Origin of the sequence: Pseudoteredinibacter isoporae, from assembly GCF_011602085.1 — a bacterium.
In the GTDB taxonomy this organism is placed as follows: Bacteria; Pseudomonadota; Gammaproteobacteria; order Pseudomonadales; family Cellvibrionaceae; genus Pseudoteredinibacter; species Pseudoteredinibacter isoporae.
On sequence record NZ_JAAONY010000003.1, the window covers coordinates 437,029 to 456,107 of the forward strand.

Sequence of the window (19,079 nt, forward strand, 5' to 3'; positions counted from 1 at the left end):
GAAATGTCATTCGATACGTCTTTCGACACCTTCATCCAGCATTTTTGGGCTGGATCTGAGCCTGAGCACTCGGCTTAATTCGTTTACTGAAGGCTTCCTTTTAGAAAGTCGAGCAGCAAACTTCGGTGGAATGTCGCGCAAAATGCGCAAAAACCACCCTATTCAATCGCATTTAGAGCAATAGTGTAGAACAAATTCCCCACTTCGCCCCATTAGGCCTTAGTCGATAGCCTACGCCAGCGAAATAAGGCGCGATATTTTAACCCTATTTGGGTAAAAATTGATAAGACATTGTTGTTTTTTTACAACGATATCTTATCAAAAGAAAACCCTGGCAGGCCTAAACCTCCAAGGTTTTCTGTAAACCGCTTGTAAGCGGCCGCAAAAGCGGCCAAACACCCCAATTAAGTGGCGCTTTGAATCAGCATATTGCGGATATGACCAATAGCGCGCGTTGGGTTCAAACCTTTAGGACAAACCGACACACAGTTCTGAATTCCGTGGCAACGGAACACACTGAACGGGTCATCCAGATTTGCCAAACGCTCTTCGGTCGCAGTGTCACGGCTGTCCGCCAGGAAGCGGTAAGCCTGCAACAGACCCGCAGGGCCGATGAACTTGTCCGGGTTCCACCAGAACGAAGGACAAGACGTCGAACAACAGGCACACAAAATACACTCGTACAAACCGTCCAGCTTGGCGCGATCTTCCGGAGACTGCAGGCGCTCAATGGCCGGAGCCGGCTCATTGTTCTGCAGGAACGGCGTAATTTTCTTGTACTGCTCGTAGAACTGGGCCATATCGATCACCAGATCACGAATCACCGGCAGACCCGGCAGCGGGCGCAGAACCAGAGTATTGTTTTCAACACACTCGGACAGAGCCTTGATACAGGCCAAACCGTTTTTGCCGTTGATGTTCATACCGTCAGAACCGCACACACCTTCACGGCAAGAGCGACGGAACGCCAGGCTCGGCTCTTGAGCCTTCAACAACTCCAGCACGTCCAACACCATCAGATCTTTACCCTGGGTGTCCACCTCATAGGTTTGCATCGATGGCTCAGCGTCGGTCTCAGGGTTGTAACGATAAACTTCTACTTTCAACATGATTCCAACTCCCCTCTTAGTAGGTACGAACCTTCGGCTCGAAGTGATCCATGGTTTTAGGTGCAAAGTTTACTGCACGCTTACCAACTCGCTTCTCACCCGGGTAGTACATGGAGTGACACAACCAGTTCTCATCGTCACGCTCCTGGAAATCTTCACGAGCATGGGCACCACGAGACTCTTTACGCTCTTCTGCAGCAATGGCCGTAGCTTCCGCAACTTCCAGCAGGTTCTGCAGTTCAAGCGCTTCAATACGCGCTGTGTTAAAGGCATTGGATTTGTCATCCAAGCGAACATTTTCAATACGCTCGCGCAGATCCGCCAGCTTCTTGATGCCCTCTTGCATGAACTCACCTTTACGGAATACACCGAAGTGATTCTGCATGGTGGTTTGTAGATCCTTACGGAGAACAGAGGCGCTTTCGCCGTCGTTCTTGTTGTTTACGCGATCAAGACGCGCCATTGCCGCTTCCAGATCGGAATCGGTGGCTTCACGATGCTCAACACCTTCGCGCAGAGCTTTCTCAATGAACAAACCGGAAGCGCGGCCGAAGACCACCAGATCAAGCAGGGAGTTACCACCCAGGCGGTTTGCACCGTGCACAGATACACAAGCCACCTCACCACAGGCGTAGAAACCATCAATTACCTGATCGTTGCCTTCCGCATCAGTGGTCAGCGCCTGACCATCAATATTGGTTGGAATACCCCCCATCATATAGTGACAGGTTGGAACAACAGGAATCGGCACTTTAACCGGATCGGCGTGCGCAAAGGTACGGCTCAGTTCCAGAATACCTGGCAACTTGGCGTTCAGGGTTTCTTCACCCAGATGATCCAGCTTCAGGAATACGTGATCGCCTTCCGGACCACAACCACGACCTTCGAGAATTTCCATAACCATGGAACGGGCCACAACATCACGGCCAGCCAGATCTTTGGCATTTGGCGCATAACGCTCCATAAAGCGCTCGCCATCTTTGTTAATCAGGTAGCCACCCTCACCGCGACAACCTTCAGTAACCAATACACCCGCACCCGCGATACCGGTTGGGTGGAACTGCCACATTTCGATGTCCTGCACCGGGAAACCAGCACGCAGAGCCATGCCAACACCGTCACCGGTATTAATGTGAGCATTGGTCGTGGAGGCGTAGATACGGCCAGCACCACCGGTGGCGAATACGGTCGCCTTGGACTTCACATACACCACTTCGCCATCTTCGATGTTCATGGCGATCACGCCCACAACGGCGCCGTCCTGGTTTTTCACGATATCAATCGCAAACCACTCGTTCAGGAATACGGTGTCATTTTTAACATTACCCTGATACAGAGCATGCAACAATGCGTGTCCGGTACGGTCAGCTGCGGCACAAGTACGTGCGGCCTGGCCACCTTTACCAAAATCTTTAGACTGGCCACCAAACGGACGCTGATAAATACGGCCATTCTCGGTACGAGAGAAAGGCAAGCCCATGTGCTCCAATTCAAAGACCGCTTCAGGGCCTACTGAACACATATATTCAATGGCGTCCTGATCACCAATGTAATCGGAACCTTTTACGGTGTCATACATATGCCAGCGCCAATCGTCGTTCGGGTCATCCGATGCGATTGCACAGGTAATGCCGCCCTGGGCAGACACAGTGTGAGAGCGAGTAGGAAATACTTTTGTAATTACCGCAGTCTTGTAACCAGACTGGGCCAGCTGTAACGCCGCGCGCATACCTGCGCCACCACCGCCAATAACGATGCCGTCAAATGAAATCGTGCGCATATTCGCCATGTGTTAAACCCCCCAGAGAATCTCTATGCCCCAAACGACATAGGTAACGGTGATCAAGCCCAGAACCATCTGCATCAACACGCGCAAAACGGTCGCCTTGTTGCCCATCAGTCGGGTAGTTAAATAGTCGGTCAATACGGCCCACAAACCGATCCAGGCGTGTGCGGCAATCGACAACAAAGTAATTAAGGAGAAAACACGCATCCACAGGGTGGCGTACAGTCCTTTCCAAATCTCGTAATTCAACTCTGGAGTCAAAAGAATAAAAGCGGCCAGAAAGATTGTGTAAGCGGCCATCACAACGGCGCTTACGCGTTGAATCATCCAGTCGTATAAGCCACTACGGCCAAAACTTGTAACTGCAGTTACCATACCCAAACCCCCGCAAGTAGAATCAATACAGCGATGACGGCAATGGCGATTTTCGCGCCCTTCTGGCCACCTTCAAGGTCTTCACCAATACCAGCATCCATAATCAGGTGACGAATACCTGCTACCATGTGATAAACCAGTCCGGCCAGTGTCAACCAAATAATGAATTGGCACAGAGGACTGTTCAGTGTGTCTTGCAACTCAGCAAAACCACCTGCGGAAGACAAACTCTTATCGAGCATCCATAGCAGAATGGCTACGCCGGCAAACAAGGCCACACCAGAAACACGGTGAAGAATGGAAACGTAGGCGGTGATGGGTAGTTTTATCGTTGAAATGTCGAGATTGACAGGTCTGTTTTTTTTCACGGTTGTATCACACCTATTGTGCCCGGTTTTTGCTAGACGCTATGGCTGCAAAACTCGGGGGCGGGTTTGAGACGTCTTCAGCGGGCCAAGGCCCTTAGAATTCACCTCCCTAGCATAGGTAAAGAGCACGGTTAATGCCATCTACCCCCCTGCAAGATCGCGCGGAATTATAGAGATCACACTATAAAAATACAAATAAAAAGGGGTTTATATGGCCAAATGTCTAAGAAAAATATGAACTTACTGAGAATAGTTCACATGTAAGAAAGAAATTCGTACAAACAATAAACAAAGCGAAAATTTTGTCGCCTGAAACCGCACTTTAGTCCCATGTCCAGCAAAGCGAGCAAATGCGCTGCTTCAGCACTCAGAGAACTTTTTAAAGGCTATACTTAAGTCGAAAAAGCGGTAGATTATCCGCTTTAGATCATTGACTTTGACACACCGGCGCTTATAGTTGTCCACCGAATTAGAGCCTAAGTGAAGAATTTTAGCGAATTTTCACATCAAAAGGCCGCATAAATGTGCAGTGTTGTTCTCGTACGGATAGCAATTATGGCGACGCCATGCACTGCGAACTTGAAGCAGAATTTACAGCAGAAATAGGAGCCCGTAATGACTGATAAGAAAGCTACCCTTTCGGTCGACGGTTTAGAGCAAACCATAGAACTGCCAATGTACTCTGGCAGCGTCGGTCCAGACGTGATCGATGTTAGCAGCTTAACTTCAAAAGGCTACTTCACTTACGATCCGGGCTTTATGGCCACCGCCTCTTGTGATTCCAAAATCACATACATTGATGGCGGCGCCGGTGTATTACTGCACCGTGGTTATCCGATCGATCAGTTGGCCGAACACTCTGACTACCTGGAAACTTGCTACCTGTTATTAAATGGCGAACTGCCAAGCAAAGAGCAGAAAGACGAATTCGTTGACACCATTACCCATCACACTATGGTGCACGAAAATATTTCTCGCTTCTTCCGCGGTTTCCGCAGCGACGCTCACCCAATGTCCATCATGTGTGGTGCAGTAGGCGCCCTGGCCTCTTTCTACCACGATTCTCTGGATATCACTGACGAACAACACCGCAAAGTTTCTGCACACCGTCTGATCGCCAAGATGCCAACCCTGGCCGCCATGTGCTACAAGCACCACATTGGCCAGCCGTTCATGTACCCGCGCAATGATCTGTCTTACTCCGAGAACTTCTTGCACATGATGTTTGGTACGCCATGTGACGAGCCAAAGGTAAATCCGGTTCTGGCCCGCGCCATGGACAAAATCTTCCTGTTGCACGCTGACCACGAGCAGAACGCCTCTACATCAACTGTTCGCCTGGCAGGTTCTTCCGGTGCCAACCCATTTGCTTGTATCGCTGCCGGTATTGCGACCCTGTGGGGCCCAGCTCACGGTGGTGCTAACGAAGCGGTGCTGACCATGCTGGAAGAAATCGGCAGCGTTGATCGCATCGACGAGTTTGTTGCTCGCGCCAAAGATAAAAATGATCCGTTCCGCTTGATGGGCTTCGGTCACCGCGTTTACAAAAACTTTGACCCACGCGCCAAAGTGATGAAAGAAAGCTGTGACGAAGTACTGGCTGAACTGGGCCTTGAAAATGATCCTCTGCTGGCTATCGCCAAGCGCCTGGAAGAAATCGCTCTGGAAGACGAGTACTTCATCGAGAAGAAGCTGTATCCAAACGTTGATTTCTACTCTGGCATTATCATGAAAGCGATTGGTATCCCTACGGATATGTTCACTGTGATCTTCGCGACTGGCCGTACTGTCGGTTGGATTGCACACTGGCACGAAATGATCTCCAATCCGTACAAGATTGGTCGTCCACGTCAGCTGTACACTGGCTATGCCTCCCGCGATTATCAGCCGCTGGATAAGCGATAAGACGCCGACAGAACAACGACCAACAGGTCTGTTCTGATCAATAAAACCCCGATTTTTTAATCGGGGTTTTGTTTTTTAAGGCTCTTAAAAAGCAAATTCCCTAACGTTCTCAAGCTCTCGCTGCGCCTCTAAACACTCAAGCTTTTCCTCCCTCTCTCCAGTTGAAATAGATTTCAACACTCGTAAAACCGGCCGTCAGATTTCCACATAATTACGAATGCGCGACTAAACTTGTACTCCGTAAGTTTCCGATTCAAGGATTGTTTTCTACCGAAGCGAGGACAAGATGTTAAAGAAGTTCTGTACCCTGACCCTCCCACTCAGCCTGCTAGCTTGCTCCAGCCCACAAGACCCCAGTGAATCCAATTTTGCCGACTCACTCGAAAACTATTTTGAAGACAACCGCGCCTGTGTTGGTTATGAAATCAGTTTTCCGTTTTATCTCAAAAAGAAGGACGATGTCCCTCATATCATGCGCGCCCCCCGTCATCGCTTGCTGCAGATGCTGGTCAAAAATGACATCCTCGAACGCCGGGAGGAAGGCACTCAGGTTAGCTATCAACTGACAGATGATGGCCGCGATGTGGTTTACACCGAACAGGATAGACGTCGTACCTTCACCCAGTTTTGCTATGGTGAGTATGAACTGGTGGACATCATTGAAATCCAGAAGCACAACCCGAAAGATCCCGTCCGCAAACTCGGCGTAAGCTACAGTTATACACTGGAAGATGCCGAAGACTGGACTGCGGACTTCGCACAGGCACTAAAAGGTTTCAACTGGAAAGTCGCAGAGGATCTGGAAGCCGCCGATCACCCGGCCAAACGTCGCACCACAATGCATCTGACCCAGGAAGGCTGGGTTCACAAGGAAATTTGGCGCAAACTGAAACAGAGTGGCCGTTCTTTTTAAGTGTTCAACGCCCCCGTTCGCGTATAGAACGGGGGAAGCTGCCCATCGCAGAACCAACACTGGGCTCTGAACTTTGAGCCTGGGATAAAAAATTAATTAAGCGCCAAATCGGGCACAAGAGAAATATTATGCACATTCGCGGCACGTGCAGCGTCTGCAATGGCGATATAGGTTTGGGTACTCGATTTTCCATCTGCCTTCACAATGACGGAAGCTTTCGGGTTTTCGGCGTGTAAACGCTCAACATTCGCTCTCACCGCGCGAACATCAACACGGCGCCCTTCCATCCATATTTCATTTGTGGCATTTACTTGGATCAGGATATTTTCTACAGGTGGTGGAGGGGTTTGTGCGTGGTTGGGTTCCGGCACATTCACGCCTATACCAACTTCTTTAACGAACGACGCCGTCACGATAAAGAAAATAAGCATGATAAACACAACATCAAGCATCGGAGTCAGGTCAATTTCAGCCTTATCGGTAGAATCAACCATCGGTTTTTTACGTCGAATCATCGCTTCACCTCTACTATTTTGCTTAAGTGCACTTTGATAGTAGCGGTTAAATACGCCAAGCGATAGGTTTAAGTTGTCAAAACCAAACTGAATGTTGATTTGAAAGCTCGATCGCCCTACATCACCTCGGCTAACAGCTTTTCATTCAATTTACGCCACTGGGGTAAACTGCGCTGGCTACTCGCCTTCAACTTCTTACCGCGAGCCTTCGCCAACCACAGGTTCTCACCATTGAAACTGTACACCGGTAACAAATCATTGCGTTGTGAAGCAGGCAGAATGCGCAGATTGATGTTATCCATGATCAAAGGCTCGGCATCAGGCGTTTTATAGTACGCCAACACCATATGAGCCTGATTGTACTCGATGGCTTTTACGTAGGTGATACGCAGCTTACTGGTGGAAACATCGGTGTCTTTCAGTGTGAAATACTTGGCAATGGAATAATCTTCACAATCCCCACCATTGGTACCCAGCATTTCGATGGGCGTCGCCCAATAGTCCTCACGCCCCCAGTGCTTTTGGTCACTGACCCAGCGTATCTTATTGAAGAAGCTATTGGAGGTTTTCAGCTTTTTATTTTCACTGACCGCATTTTGAGGATCAGCGTTGGTATCCATGAGTTTTTTCCAATCAGCCACCCGGGTTCGGGCCTGATCTCCATACTTCGACGCGACTCGATTCAAGACCTGATCATTGATACCGTCGATATACTGGGCCGCAACGGGACCGGCAAACAACAACACAGAAAGACTAAAAATGGGGCACTTTAAGCGATACAAAGCGCTCACTCCTTGATTCAAACCCTAATTTCGATAGGTAGTGTAATTATCGATGCCAACGGTTCCTCCCGGCACTCGGAAAGGTGGCATACTGCTTATCGCTATTAGCGGCTGGAGACGACAAATCTATAGCCTCGGAAATGGGGCCATAGATAAGGTTTAGCCCAGATTCCCGGGCTTGGCCAATCAAAACTCTACCGCTCGGACCGGAAAAGCTGGCAGAAAAGCCTGATAGATGGGAATTTTTGTACCCCGGTGCAGTCGAAACTGACAGCACCGGGCTCCTCGGCCTCCCTCCATAGCCGAGACCCATTTCGTGATAGGAGTTAAACCATGAAATCCATACAGTCTCTATGCATTGGCCTGTGCCTATTTGCACTCGGCAGTCCAGGTTTCGCAAACGACGGCGACACCGAGAAAGCCGAACCGAAGCCTGAAATGTCTTTGATTGTCGATCAATCGCGCCTGCAAATTCATCGCAGCAAAGCGCTGGAAGCCGCCCCTCGCGCCAGCAGTGCTTTCGAACAGATTCAGCTGCATCCGGTCAGTGTCAAATTCCGCCGCAACTGGCGCCGTGATTACAACCTGGACCGCAATTCCCTGGCCAATCACATCAGTAAGCAGGAAGAAGACGAACTGCGCCAGAAAGCCTCGAAACTCTTTGATGAGGAGTTCAGCAAGCTGGTTTCGGAACACAGCCGCCTTGCGCTGAGTAAGGATGCCAACAGCAAAACGCTGATTATCAAACCCCGAATTGTGGATTTGGTGATCAATGCACCAGACTTGAAAAACGCCGACGCCAGTCGACACTTAAGGGTCTACTCCGCCGGTAAAGCCACCTTGCTACTGGATGTGATCGATGGTTCAAATGGTGAGCTGCTGGGCACCATTCGCTCAAAGCGCGAAGCCACGGAGTACCATCAATTGCGCCGTGCCAGCAGCGTCTTTAATCGCAGTGAAGCGAAACGTATTATTCGTCGCTGGGCCAAAAACCTGGATCGCAACCTGACCACACTGCTCGACGGAACCGCCGTTTAATTGCTTCGGACGAAGCGCTTCGCTTCGTCCGATTTCGCCCCACCGCCTTTATCTTGCGTTTTTCCTCGCCTGCTCAAACTCGATTATTTGTGCTGTTGTTTCCGAGAATATTTTAAGGCTGCTGTTGTCGATGGATCAGAAAGGATACAATGTGCCTGCTGTTTACAAGAGCTGTCCCTTATGAATTTTCAACACATCAATTGTCAGGAACTCAGCGAGCGCCTCACCAAAGAGGAATGCCAACTGGTGGATATTCGCGACCCACAATCCTTTGGCCTTGGCCGCATTCCCGGTTCTATTCACCTGAGCGATCGCAACCTCGATGAATTTTTGCTGGAAGCCGATCCTGACCAGACCACTATCGTGGTTTGCTATCACGGGAACAGCAGTCAACAAGCGGCCGCGTTTCTCGCACAAAAAGATTTCACCGACATTTATAGCCTGGATGGTGGCATGGAAGAGTGGCGCGCCCTGTTTCCCCAACAAGTGGAACACTCTTAACTGAGCGTTTAACCTGAAATTTTCACACCACCGTTTAGAGCCAACAACTGAATGGACGCCTTAAGCTTAAGCCAATACGCCCTTATCGCTCTGGTATTTGTATGGAGTGGTATTGTTCGCTCCGGTTTGGGTTTTGGTGGTGCCGTTCTATCACTGCCTTTTCTGTTATTAATCGATGATCGGCCACAGGTTTATCTGCCAATCATTTCCGTACACTTATTATTATTTGGCGGACTCACCGTACTCCGCGGGCAGCAGCAGTACCGCAAAGATCCACAAAATGACACAAGCCCTGTTGACTGGGCCTATCTGAAAAAAGCCATGGCCATTATGATTATCCCTAAAATTGTCGGGGTAATGGGACTGGTCAGCCTGCCCAACGATGTTTTGAGCGGCATTATCTTTGTAATCGTGTTTGCCTACTCACTCAGCTATATTTTCAACAAACCTTTCAAAAGTCAGTATCCCTGGCTGGATACTGTATTTCTGATTCTCGGCGGGTACATCAGTGGCACCTCGCTGATTGGTGCACCGCTGATTATTGCGGTGTTCAGCAAACACGTTTATAAAAACCAACTGCGGGATACTCTGTTTGTTCTGTGGGTTATTCTTGTTGCCATTAAAATGGCGGCCTTTATTTGGGTAGGCTTGGACCTGCAGTTAAAACACGCTTTGTATTTACTGCCACCCGTTGCCCTGGGCCATTGGATAGGATTAAAGCTCCACCGTCGCCTGCAACAGGCCGAACCCGTTATGTTTTTCAGGCTCATTGGCTTTGCCCTGCTGAGTATTTGTTTTGTGGGGCTTTACCAGGCAATTAACTGAGTACCATCTATCTCATCATTCAAAGAGCGTCAAAAACTACGACTAAGGAACCATTTGATTTCGATTAAAAATAGGTAAAGTCGCCGTCTAAGGATATAACGATCACAATCGGAGGTGATTTCATGTCAGCTAACTCGCTATTTAAGCGTTTCAAAAACACACCCACAACCCATCATACTCTGCTTGTATTGGCCTTCGCCGCCGTCTCGGCACAAAGCAGTTTCGCCCAAAGTCGATTGGAAAACCCCGTTGCGAAGAAAGTCGAATCTGGTGTTTCTGTAATCAGTGGCTGGCATTGTACCGCTCAGGACATCGAAGTCTTTATTGATGGCAAAAGTATTGGCATGGCAGGTACCGGGACCCAAAGACCCGATACCGAGTCAGAATGTGGTCACAGCGAAAGCGGTTTTTCTCTGCTATACAACTATGGATCACTTCATGAGGGCAACCACAGCATCAGCGTTTATGCCGATGGTGAACTATTCGCCCAGCGCGTTTTCAATACCCTCCGCCCTGCCGGACCTCTAACTGAGTTCGACGCCAATCTGGCGGCAAAAGGGTTTGTGTATGATTTCCCAAGACCCGGAGACGCCCTGGAATTGGAGTGGGAAACAGCAAAGCAGGCCTTCACTGCGCGTAAAAGCTACCGCAACGCCATTAATTCAGGGTTTATGGTGGTTAATTTCAACCGTACCTTTTGGGGGTATGGTCGGGGTATGAAGCGAGGTGAGGAAGTCTTTCCACTGCGTGATTCATCAGAGTTCGAGTTTACACTCAGCCGCCAGGCTTTCAACCTGACTCGTCTCAGCGACACATTCGGGCAATGTACCTACAGTGGAAATATCGAATTCAATTTCGCCGGCGTGTACAGTGAAGGAAACTATCAATGCCCGCAGGAAAACGGGCGCTACAGCGCCAATTTGAGCGTCAATGCCAGTGACGGGCATTTTAGTGGGCGCTTTTCTCTGACACCTCAGGGCAGCCAGGAAAGTTACAAAGATGTGGTCATGGGCATTGCCCCATAACGCGAAGTGGCCCTGTATCCTTGCTGGGCCTCCCTTCATTCATACTCAAAAAACTCCCGCTTCCTTCATTTTTGATGCCTGGAGTTGGCGCCGAATCGATATCATCAATTGGGGGCGATCACCCCAAAATCTCGGACAAAAGAACTATTTTCTTTTGTCTATAAACCGCTAGAGTCTGAGTCCGAGCGCACTACAATTTCGTAAGGGCCAACCGTCATGTCAGATGTTTCTGATTTCTCTTCAGTATGCAATCCCTCCAGAAGACGAACTGCTTGCCTATTCAGCGTTCTCTTATTGGCCAGTTTTTCTCCAGCAAGTTCAGCCCAAACCCATCCAACTCAATATGCTTTTGAACATCCCACTGACTACACGTTCAAATCCGGATTTTCCGTCATCAGCGGCTGGCACTGCGAGGCAAATAGGATTGAAGTATTCATTGATGGTAACAATATTGGCCTGGCTACTATGCACGCCCCAAGAAGCGACAAAAAAACAATATGCGGCCACGAAAAAAGCGGGTTCTCTCTGTTCTATGATTACAATGCACTGAAGGCAGGCTGGCACCGTATTGCCTTGTATGCGGATGGAAAACTGATTTTGCAACGCCATATTAATACGGCTCGCATCACTGGTGTAGGGTTAAACCTTGCCGCTGTCAATCCACTCAATCCATTTTTGGATTTGTCGAAACTGGAGATGGAACAACGTGCTTTTTCAGAAGTTAACGGAATGAATCGCCAACTCAGATTTGGAGAACACAACGTCAACACTCGGACAAACTCTGAAGATGTCCCAGAGAAAGCGCTTTCCCGAATTGCACTGGAATTAAAACAGAAAAAGACTTTGCCAACATCGAACAACAAGTTTCTTCAGCCCTGTAACTTCGGACCTGGTCTGCAAAAACGTTCATTCCATACTGGACAATTTGCCGGCTTCAGTGATGTCTTCAGCGAAGACGGTTATCTTTGTGAACACCCGGATGAAGACAGCTTTTATGGGGGACTACCGGAATCCCGGATGAATGCGTTTCAGTACTCTCTTCCACTAAAACCCAGACATCCTCAAAGAAAATAACGCCCCTTCAATTGCAGAATTTTCTCAGTATAATGCGCGGCCGATTGCTGGCCCTGTAGGCCTAACTCAGAACCTTAAAAAGCCGGCCCCATTATGCTGCGACAAAAAGCCTTCTTCGTATACGGTACCTTACTGGACCCCGATATTTTGAATACCGTACTCGGGCGCGAGCTGCCTGAAGAACAATACGCCCCCGCCTATTTGGATGGCTACTGCACAAAGCTCTACCCCGGGGACAGTTTTCCAGCATTGCAGACGAAAGTCGGCGGCAGCGTTCGTGGTGCTGTTCTTTACCACCTCAACGATGAAGACCTGGCTCGTATCGATTTCTATGAAGGCGATGAATACGACTTTGCGGAAATTAAGGTTCGCCTGGGAGACGGTCGCCTGCACTCTGCGGCTTACAATCAGCCGAGTGGAGAACCGTTTAGCGACGAGGACTGGTGTTTACACCGATGGCAACAGCAGGAAAAACCACGTTTCCTCAACCACTGTCAACGCTATATGACGCTCTACGAAAAGATGGATGTCGAAGAAGCCGACATCTACTGGCGGGCTATGGTCGATGGTGATCAGCAAAACGCCAAACAACTGCAAGCTGAAGAGCTTCAAGCATAGCGCACTGGGCCTGACGCTACGGACAGGCCGCGCCCGCTAATCCACCAAAGGCTGCAAACACTCCTCCAGGCACTCCTGCAGGGCCTTGATTTTGATATTGCCAATATAATTACGGTGGTACACAAACCAGAGGCCATCGGTGCATATGGACGCCGGCAGTTTGTACGGCAACTCCACCAAGCCATCCTTCGGCTTGTTTTTAAACGCGGACATCAAGCCTATTCCCATCCCGGCCCGAATCGCCCAATCCAGATCGGAGAAATGGTTGCTCTGCATCACGATAGATTGCGCAGGCACCCTGTCCAGAACATGCTTCACAAAGGGAATGTGCTGCTTTTCTGAAGACGGCAGTAGCCAGTCGTGTTCCGCAAACTCATCGACCGTCTGTGGCAAGCCGCGCTCGGCGATATAGTCCTCGTGACAGTAAAGGCCCATTTTGAAGTCAAACAGACGACGGGCGATGATATCCGATCCTGGTGGCTCGTTCCCTGCCCTGAGGGACACATGGGTGATGCCAATGGCCGGAGAAATGATTTCATCGGTGGTCAGTAAACGAATGGTCATCCCGGGGTAACGCTCACGCATCTTCTTGATCGCTGGTGTGATCAGGGACACGTGGTCTGGCAGACAGGTGATTTTCAACTTGCCGCTGGCTGCGTTGGTCACCGCTTCCATCTGGCTGTCCAGCTGGGAAAACATTTGCTGTATATCGGGCAGGCCCTGCATCAGAACCCGGCCGGCATCACTGAGCTGATAACCCCGCTGGTGTCTCAGAAACAATTTAATGTTTAGGCTATCCTCCAGGCGATTGATGTCCCGGAGAACTGTAGCATGGCTGGTCCCCAAAACCCTGGCGGCCTTGTTCAGCGAGCCGGATACGGCCACCTGGTAGGCCACCCGGTATAGATCCCAGCTTATTTCACGGCGGCTCAGCGCCAAACCTTCGGTATCTGCCATCGTTTTGCCCCTGTGCATGGTCTTTTAAAGGTGCACCAAGTTGTTCAAAAATGAACATCTATTTTATAAATTATTGAATAGCCTTCAAGGGCAAAGCGAGGTACAGTGAGCGGCTGCTGGAGGAAGGAATGATTCGCAATTCACTGAATAGTTACGGCTGGGTAAGCATCAGCCTGCATTGGATAATGGCCCTGACCGTTTTTGGTCTGTTTGGCTTGGGCCTGTACATGGTTGACCTGGGCTACTACGACCCTTGGTATCGCAGCTCAATGGATCTGCACAAAAGCGTGGGGCTGATATTGGCATTTGTCTATGTGCTGCGCCTGATTTGGAAGCAAACGCAGTTAAGTCCTGAAGTCATCGCCGACAAATCCTGGCAGAAGCTGGCAGCCCATCTGACACATGGATTGCTTTACCTTATTTTACTGGTATTGATGGTCAGTGGTTATTTAATATCGACCGCCGACGGTCGCAGCATTGAGGTATTTGGTTTGGTTTCTGTGCCGGCCTTACCCTTTGCTTTTGAACAACAAGAAGATATCGCCGGCGAGATTCACTGGTTATTAGCCTGGAGTTTGATAATTTTGGTGGGCATCCATGCCCTCGCTGCTCTGCAGCACCATTTTATTTTGAAAGACAATACACTTAAGCGCATGCTGCGGCCTGAGAAAGCCCAGTAAATGCCAACAATTTAAGGAAGCATTATGATCGTAAAAAACCTAATTAAATTTACTGCAATTGCCGCTACTGCATTAGCCAGCATCCAGGCAACGGCCGCTGACTACCAAGTGGACATTAAAGGTGCCCACGCCTTTATCAACTTCAAGATCAAACACCTGGGTTACAGCTGGTTGACCGGCCGTTTCAATACCTTTGATGGCCAATTCAGCTGGGACGAGAAAAACCCTAACGCCAGCCAAATCAATATTGAAATCGACACCAACAGCATCGATTCCAACCACGCTGAGCGCGACAAGCACTTGCGCGGCGAAGATTTTCTAAACGTTAAAAAATTCCCTAAAGCCAGCTTCGTGAGCGAAAAGATCGAATTTTCAAGCCCAACTGAAGGCACAGTAACCGGCACCTTGACTCTGCACGGCGTGAGTAAAACCATTAGCTTCCCGGTAGAAAAGCTGGGTGAAGGTAAAGATCCATGGGGTGGTTACCGCGCGGGTTTCGCCGGTGCAACCACATTGAAACTGGCCGACTACGGCATGACCTACAATCTGGGCCCTGCTTCTACTCATGTAGAACTAGAGCTGTTGGTTGAAGGTATTCGTAAGTAATTCACTTGCGTTGATAAGAAAAAGGCCAGCTTTATTGCTGGCCTTTTTTATTGGGTTTGAGTGTCCCGGAAGCTTTAGCCCATGGCTGCCAATCCATATTGTCGGGCAAAAGCGAGCGCGCCCTTGGACGTAAAGCGAATCGCCCTTGAATCCATATCCTGCTTTGCCCAGGCTCGACTTATGGCGTCGTGCAATATCCACTTCCCCAAACTGCCCGCCAAATGACTTCGCCTTTCGCTCCAATCCAGGCACGCTTTACACAGCGGTCGTCGAGTATTATTCAACAGCTCAAAATCGGCTCCAAGATTTTTAAAAAAGGATCGACCTGAATCGGTCAACATGAGCTCATTGTCATGCTCGATAAAATAAGCCTTGTCCAACAGCGCGTCGAATAACTGCACCGCCAATTCCCCGGCCAGATGGTCGTAACACACTCGGGCTTTCCTTAACCTGTCATCCTGCGGACCCGTTGAAACCTGAGCGCAGGAAGTACCCGCACTGATATTCAACATGTGCTCAATAAGCTCGGCAATCTCCGCATTACGAAGTTGAAAATACTTATGGCGCCCCTGCTTTCTGACCACGATTAACTCACCATCAAGCAACTTGTTAAGGTGGCTGCTGGCGGTTTGAGGCGTGATGCCCGCCTCCAGCGATAGCTCGGTAGCGGTAAGGGCTTTGCCACTCATTAAGGCCGTCAGCATCTTGGAGCGCGCCTCATCCCCAATCAGGCTGGCCATATAAGCGATATTAGGTTCCACGCTGTTTCTCCTGCGTCAGAGCGTTCAACCACCGATAATTCGATCGCCATCGAAGCATGGTTTGTTGAATGAAGTAGATTTGTTGTTGAATAAATGAGACTGCCAAAAAACGGATATGGAGACAAGCACCTTGAAAATCACCTGTTTTATTGAATACCAAATCGACCCATTCAAACGAGAAACGTTTAAACAATACGCCGAAAACTGGGGCGAGATCATCCCCCAATGCGGCGGAGACTTACTGGGCTATTTCCTCCCCCATGAAGGCAGCAACAACATTGCCTTCGGCCTGATCAGTTTTGACTCCCTTGCCGACTACGAGCGCTATCGCTGTCGCTTGCGTGAATCCGAGAAAGGCAGGCGCAACTTTGAGCTTGCACAACGCGAGCAGTTTATTCTCAGTGAGAAGCGCAGCTTTCTTGAAGTCGAGCCTTGCACCTTTAAACGTGAGCCGGAAGGAGTATAGACATGATCGCTGTACTCTTCGAGGTCATCCCAAAAACCGAGAGCAAAGACCGCTACTTCTCTATTGCCCAAGCTTTAAAGAGCGAACTCTATACTATTGAAGGTTTTATCTCAGTGGAACGTTTTCAAAGCCTGAACGACAGCGAAAAGTTTTTATCTCTTTCATTCTGGGAGGATGAAGCAGCCGTATTGCAATGGAAATCACACTTTCAACATCAGACCGCTCAAGATCAGGGCAAAAAGGAAATCTTTAACTCTTTCAGAATACGTGTTGGCGAGGTAATTCGGGACTACGACTGGCACACCGACGAATAAGCAACGGACATAAAAAAGCCAGCGTAAACGCTGGCTTTTTAGAGTGTGCAAGTTTTTCAAACTTACTTCTTCGCGATGGCTCGCAGATCAACCGCTTGCCAATGCGGGAAGTGTTTGCGCACCAAAGCATTCAACTCGAGTTCAAACTCGGAAAATTCATGTTTGGCATCAACAGTTTGAGCCTCAAGAAGCTCGGTAACCATACCTGCGCCAACGGTAATGTTGCTGAGGCGATCAATCACAATAAAGGCGCCAGTAGCGCGGTTATCCTGATAGGCATCGGCGACAACGGATTGCTCTAACTGCACATCAACCAAGGCAATGTCATTCAGAGACAGCTCATCGGCTTGCAGTTTTTCCTGAGTATTTACATCGATTCGGTGTTCGATATCAAAGACTCGACCTGGACTCACCTTACTGGCAAATTTAAACAGATAATCCCGACCGGGTTTCATTGCACCTTCGGCCATCCACACCAGATGCGCTTTCAGCTGGTTGCTTTGGATCGCTTGATCATCCGTACCGGCTTTTACCAGAGTGTCACCACGGGAAATATCAATCTCGTCTTCCAATGTGATGGTAATGGCTTCACCAGCAAAGGCCTGACTTGGCGTAGAACCATGCACAACGATTTCTTTAACGCGACTCTCTTTCCCTGACGGCAAAGCTTTAAGCGTATCTCCGACAGCAACCTGTCCCGACGCAACCGTACCGCAGAAACCACGAAAATCCAGATTCGGGCGATTGACGTACTGAACCGGAAAACGGAAATCGTCCAGGTTTTTATCTTCCGCGATGGATACTGATTCCAAAACCTCCATCAGTGTCGGGCCTTGATACCAAGGGGTTTTTTCGCTGGCATTGACGACATTGTCGCCTTCCAGCGCCGACATCGGAACAAACTGAATATCAATATCCTGGCCGCCCTGCAAGCCTTTCAGCTCGTCAGCAAATTTCAGGTAATCGGCTTTAATGGATTCAAACACGGCTTCATCAAAGCCTTTCAAATCCATTTTGTTTACCGCAACGACCAAATGCTTAATACCCAATAGCGAAGCAATATAACTGTGGCGACGAGTCTGCGGCATCACGCCGTGACGCGCATCAATCAAAATTACTGCCAGATCACAGGTAGACGCGCCCGTGGCCATGTTACGGGTGTACTGCTCATGCCCCGGGGTATCAGCAATAATGTACTTTCGTTTGGCGGTAGAAAAATAACGGTAGGCAACATCAATGGTAATGCCCTGCTCGCGCTCGGCTTGCAAACCATCGACCAGCAAGGCCAAATCAATTTTTTCACCGGTCGTACCGTGCTTACCAGTATCGGCCTGGACCGCTTCCAACTGATCTTCATAAATCATTTTGCTGTCGTGCAGCAAACGACCAATCAAAGTGGACTTACCATCGTCTACGGAACCACAAGTCAGGAAACGCAAAAGCTCCTTGCGCTCGTGCTGGGCCAGATAGGCATGAATATCTTCAGCAATCAAATCGGATTGGTGGGACATTAGAAATAGCCCTCCTGTTTTTTCTTCTCCATCGACCCCGAACTGTCGTGATCGATCACGCGGCCTTGTCGCTCAGATGTGGTGGTGAGCAACATTTCCTGAATAATATCCGGCAGAGTATCCGCTTCGGATTCCACGGCGCCGGTTAACGGGTAACAACCCAGGGTACGGAAGCGCACCATTTTTTCCTGTACCTCTTCGCCTTCTTCCAAAGGCATGCGATCGTCGTCAACCATAATCAATACGCCATCGCGTTCAACGACCGGACGCTTCTCAGCCAGATACAACGGTACAATTGGAATGTCTTCCAGGTGGATGTACTGCCAGATATCCAGCTCGGTCCAGTTGGATAATGGGAATACGCGAATGCTTTCGCCTTTGTCTACCTTGCCGTTGTAGATATTCCACAGTTCCGGACGCTGGTTTTTCGGGTCCCAGCGATGATGTTTGTCCCGGAAAGAATACACTCGCTCTTTCGCACGGGACTTTTCTTCGTCACGACGCGCACCACCAAAAGCGGCATCGAAACCGTATTTATCCAGCGCTTGCTTCAGAGCGGCGGTTTTCATGATGTCAGTGTGTTTGGCACTGCCATGGGTAAATGGACCAACGCCCATTTCCACACCTTCCTGATTGATATGCACAATCAGGTCCCAGCCCAACTCTTTAACGCGTTGATCACGAAACTCAATCATCTCGCGGAATTTCCAGGTGGTATCCACGTGCATCAGGGGAAATGGCGGCTTACCCGGGTAAAAGGCTTTCATCGCCAGATGCATCATCACGGCGGAATCTTTGCCCACGGAGTACAACATCACGGGGTTATCAAACTCCGCGGCCACTTCACGGATAATATGAATACTCTCCGCTTCTAACTGTTTCAAGTGCGTTAACTGCGCTTGCGAGGCTGCTTCGGACATGGTCGTCTCTTTCAATTGCTATGCAGGCTG

At 49.4% G+C, this 19,079-nt stretch carries 22 protein-coding genes; 12 read left to right on the forward strand and 10 right to left on the reverse strand.

Features of this window, described 5'->3' with window-relative positions:
- Positions 1-404: 404 nt before the first annotated feature.
- The 4 genes from G8768_RS18275 to sdhC are packed head-to-tail and all read right to left on the reverse strand — an operon-like array spanning position 405 to position 3,638.
- Positions 405-1,109, reverse strand: a complete 705-nt coding sequence (locus tag G8768_RS18275; RefSeq protein ID WP_166847942.1) for a succinate dehydrogenase iron-sulfur subunit — start codon at positions 1,107-1,109, stop codon at positions 405-407.
- A 16-nt stretch (positions 1,110-1,125) separates the two neighbouring features.
- On the reverse strand, positions 1,126-2,898 hold the full coding sequence (sdhA, locus tag G8768_RS18280; protein ID WP_166847939.1) for a succinate dehydrogenase flavoprotein subunit: 1,773 nt from the start codon (positions 2,896-2,898) through the stop codon (positions 1,126-1,128).
- A gap of 3 nt (positions 2,899-2,901) precedes the next feature.
- Positions 2,902-3,270, reverse strand: coding sequence for a succinate dehydrogenase, hydrophobic membrane anchor protein (gene sdhD / locus G8768_RS18285; RefSeq protein WP_166847936.1), 369 nt, complete (start codon positions 3,268-3,270; stop codon positions 2,902-2,904).
- The gene (gene sdhC / locus G8768_RS18290; protein ID WP_166847932.1) at positions 3,264-3,638 is read right to left on the reverse strand and encodes a succinate dehydrogenase, cytochrome b556 subunit; all 375 of its coding nucleotides are present in this window, start codon (positions 3,636-3,638) and stop codon (positions 3,264-3,266) included. Before sdhC ends, sdhD begins: the two co-directional genes overlap by 7 nt.
- Before the next feature lie 615 nt (positions 3,639-4,253).
- Between sdhC and gltA the strand changes: the two genes are divergently transcribed.
- Entirely contained in the window at positions 4,254-5,543 is a 1,290-nt protein-coding gene (gene gltA, locus G8768_RS18295; RefSeq protein ID WP_166847929.1) for a citrate synthase, read from the forward strand.
- A 286-nt stretch (positions 5,544-5,829) separates the two neighbouring features.
- Positions 5,830-6,456 (forward strand): hypothetical protein, encoded by a 627-nt coding sequence (locus G8768_RS18300; protein ID WP_166847926.1) that lies wholly within the window; start codon positions 5,830-5,832, stop codon positions 6,454-6,456.
- A 92-nt stretch (positions 6,457-6,548) separates the two neighbouring features.
- On the opposite strand, the gene G8768_RS18305 is transcribed toward G8768_RS18300, so the two are convergent.
- A complete protein-coding gene (locus G8768_RS18305) occupies positions 6,549-6,971 on the reverse strand; it encodes an ExbD/TolR family protein (protein WP_166847922.1) in 423 nt (140 codons plus the stop codon).
- 116 nt (positions 6,972-7,087) lie between these two features.
- On the reverse strand, positions 7,088-7,753 hold the full coding sequence (locus G8768_RS18310; RefSeq protein ID WP_243749603.1) for a transglutaminase-like cysteine peptidase: 666 nt from the start codon (positions 7,751-7,753) through the stop codon (positions 7,088-7,090).
- A 333-nt stretch (positions 7,754-8,086) separates the two neighbouring features.
- On the opposite strand from G8768_RS18310, the gene G8768_RS18315 reads away from it, so the two are divergent.
- The 6 genes from G8768_RS18315 (at position 8,087) to G8768_RS18340 (ending at position 12,834) form a co-directional block, all read left to right on the forward strand.
- Positions 8,087-8,791, forward strand: coding sequence for a DUF3313 family protein (locus tag G8768_RS18315; protein WP_166847919.1), 705 nt, complete (start codon positions 8,087-8,089; stop codon positions 8,789-8,791).
- Positions 8,792-8,971: 180 nt separating this feature from the next.
- Positions 8,972-9,292 carry a thiosulfate sulfurtransferase GlpE gene (glpE, locus tag G8768_RS18320; RefSeq protein ID WP_166847917.1) on the forward strand — a complete coding sequence of 107 codons (321 nt, stop codon included), beginning with the start codon at positions 8,972-8,974 and terminating at the stop codon, positions 9,290-9,292.
- A 51-nt stretch (positions 9,293-9,343) separates the two neighbouring features.
- A complete protein-coding gene (locus G8768_RS18325) occupies positions 9,344-10,117 on the forward strand; it encodes a sulfite exporter TauE/SafE family protein (RefSeq protein ID WP_166847914.1) in 774 nt (257 codons plus the stop codon).
- Positions 10,118-10,239: 122 nt separating this feature from the next.
- Entirely contained in the window at positions 10,240-11,142 is a 903-nt protein-coding gene (locus tag G8768_RS18330) for a hypothetical protein (protein WP_166847912.1), read from the forward strand.
- Between the two features lie 216 nt (positions 11,143-11,358).
- Complete coding sequence (locus tag G8768_RS18335) at positions 11,359-12,216, forward strand: hypothetical protein (RefSeq protein ID WP_166847909.1); 858 nt, start codon at positions 11,359-11,361, stop codon at positions 12,214-12,216.
- A 93-nt stretch (positions 12,217-12,309) separates the two neighbouring features.
- Positions 12,310-12,834, forward strand: coding sequence for a gamma-glutamylcyclotransferase family protein (locus tag G8768_RS18340; protein WP_166847906.1), 525 nt, complete (start codon positions 12,310-12,312; stop codon positions 12,832-12,834).
- Between the two features lie 36 nt (positions 12,835-12,870).
- On the opposite strand, the gene G8768_RS18345 is transcribed toward G8768_RS18340, so the two are convergent.
- Entirely contained in the window at positions 12,871-13,791 is a 921-nt protein-coding gene (locus G8768_RS18345) for a LysR family transcriptional regulator (RefSeq protein ID WP_166847903.1), read from the reverse strand.
- A gap of 128 nt (positions 13,792-13,919) precedes the next feature.
- Between G8768_RS18345 and G8768_RS18350 the strand changes: the two genes are divergently transcribed.
- A complete protein-coding gene (locus tag G8768_RS18350; protein WP_166847900.1) occupies positions 13,920-14,471 on the forward strand; it encodes a cytochrome b in 552 nt (183 codons plus the stop codon).
- A gap of 24 nt (positions 14,472-14,495) precedes the next feature.
- Complete coding sequence (locus G8768_RS18355) at positions 14,496-15,077, forward strand: YceI family protein (RefSeq protein WP_166847897.1); 582 nt, start codon at positions 14,496-14,498, stop codon at positions 15,075-15,077.
- 74 nt (positions 15,078-15,151) lie between these two features.
- Here G8768_RS18355 and G8768_RS18360 read toward each other — a convergent pair whose 3' ends face one another.
- The gene (locus G8768_RS18360) at positions 15,152-15,838 is read right to left on the reverse strand and encodes a helix-turn-helix domain-containing protein (protein ID WP_184679399.1); all 687 of its coding nucleotides are present in this window, start codon (positions 15,836-15,838) and stop codon (positions 15,152-15,154) included.
- Between the two features lie 115 nt (positions 15,839-15,953).
- Between G8768_RS18360 and G8768_RS18365 the strand changes: the two genes are divergently transcribed.
- A complete protein-coding gene (locus tag G8768_RS18365) occupies positions 15,954-16,304 on the forward strand; it encodes an NIPSNAP family protein (protein WP_166847894.1) in 351 nt (116 codons plus the stop codon).
- Positions 16,305-16,306: 2 nt separating this feature from the next.
- Positions 16,307-16,618: an antibiotic biosynthesis monooxygenase family protein gene (locus G8768_RS18370; protein WP_166847891.1), complete on the forward strand. Its 312-nt coding sequence runs from the start codon at positions 16,307-16,309 to the stop codon at positions 16,616-16,618.
- Between the two features lie 62 nt (positions 16,619-16,680).
- On the opposite strand, the gene cysN is transcribed toward G8768_RS18370, so the two are convergent.
- A complete protein-coding gene (cysN, locus tag G8768_RS18375; protein WP_166847888.1) occupies positions 16,681-18,129 on the reverse strand; it encodes a sulfate adenylyltransferase subunit CysN in 1,449 nt (482 codons plus the stop codon).
- A complete protein-coding gene (cysD, locus tag G8768_RS18380) occupies positions 18,129-19,049 on the reverse strand; it encodes a sulfate adenylyltransferase subunit CysD (RefSeq protein ID WP_166847884.1) in 921 nt (306 codons plus the stop codon). The genes cysN and cysD overlap by 1 nt, the downstream gene beginning before the upstream one ends.
- Between the last annotated feature and the right edge of the window lie 30 nt (positions 19,050-19,079).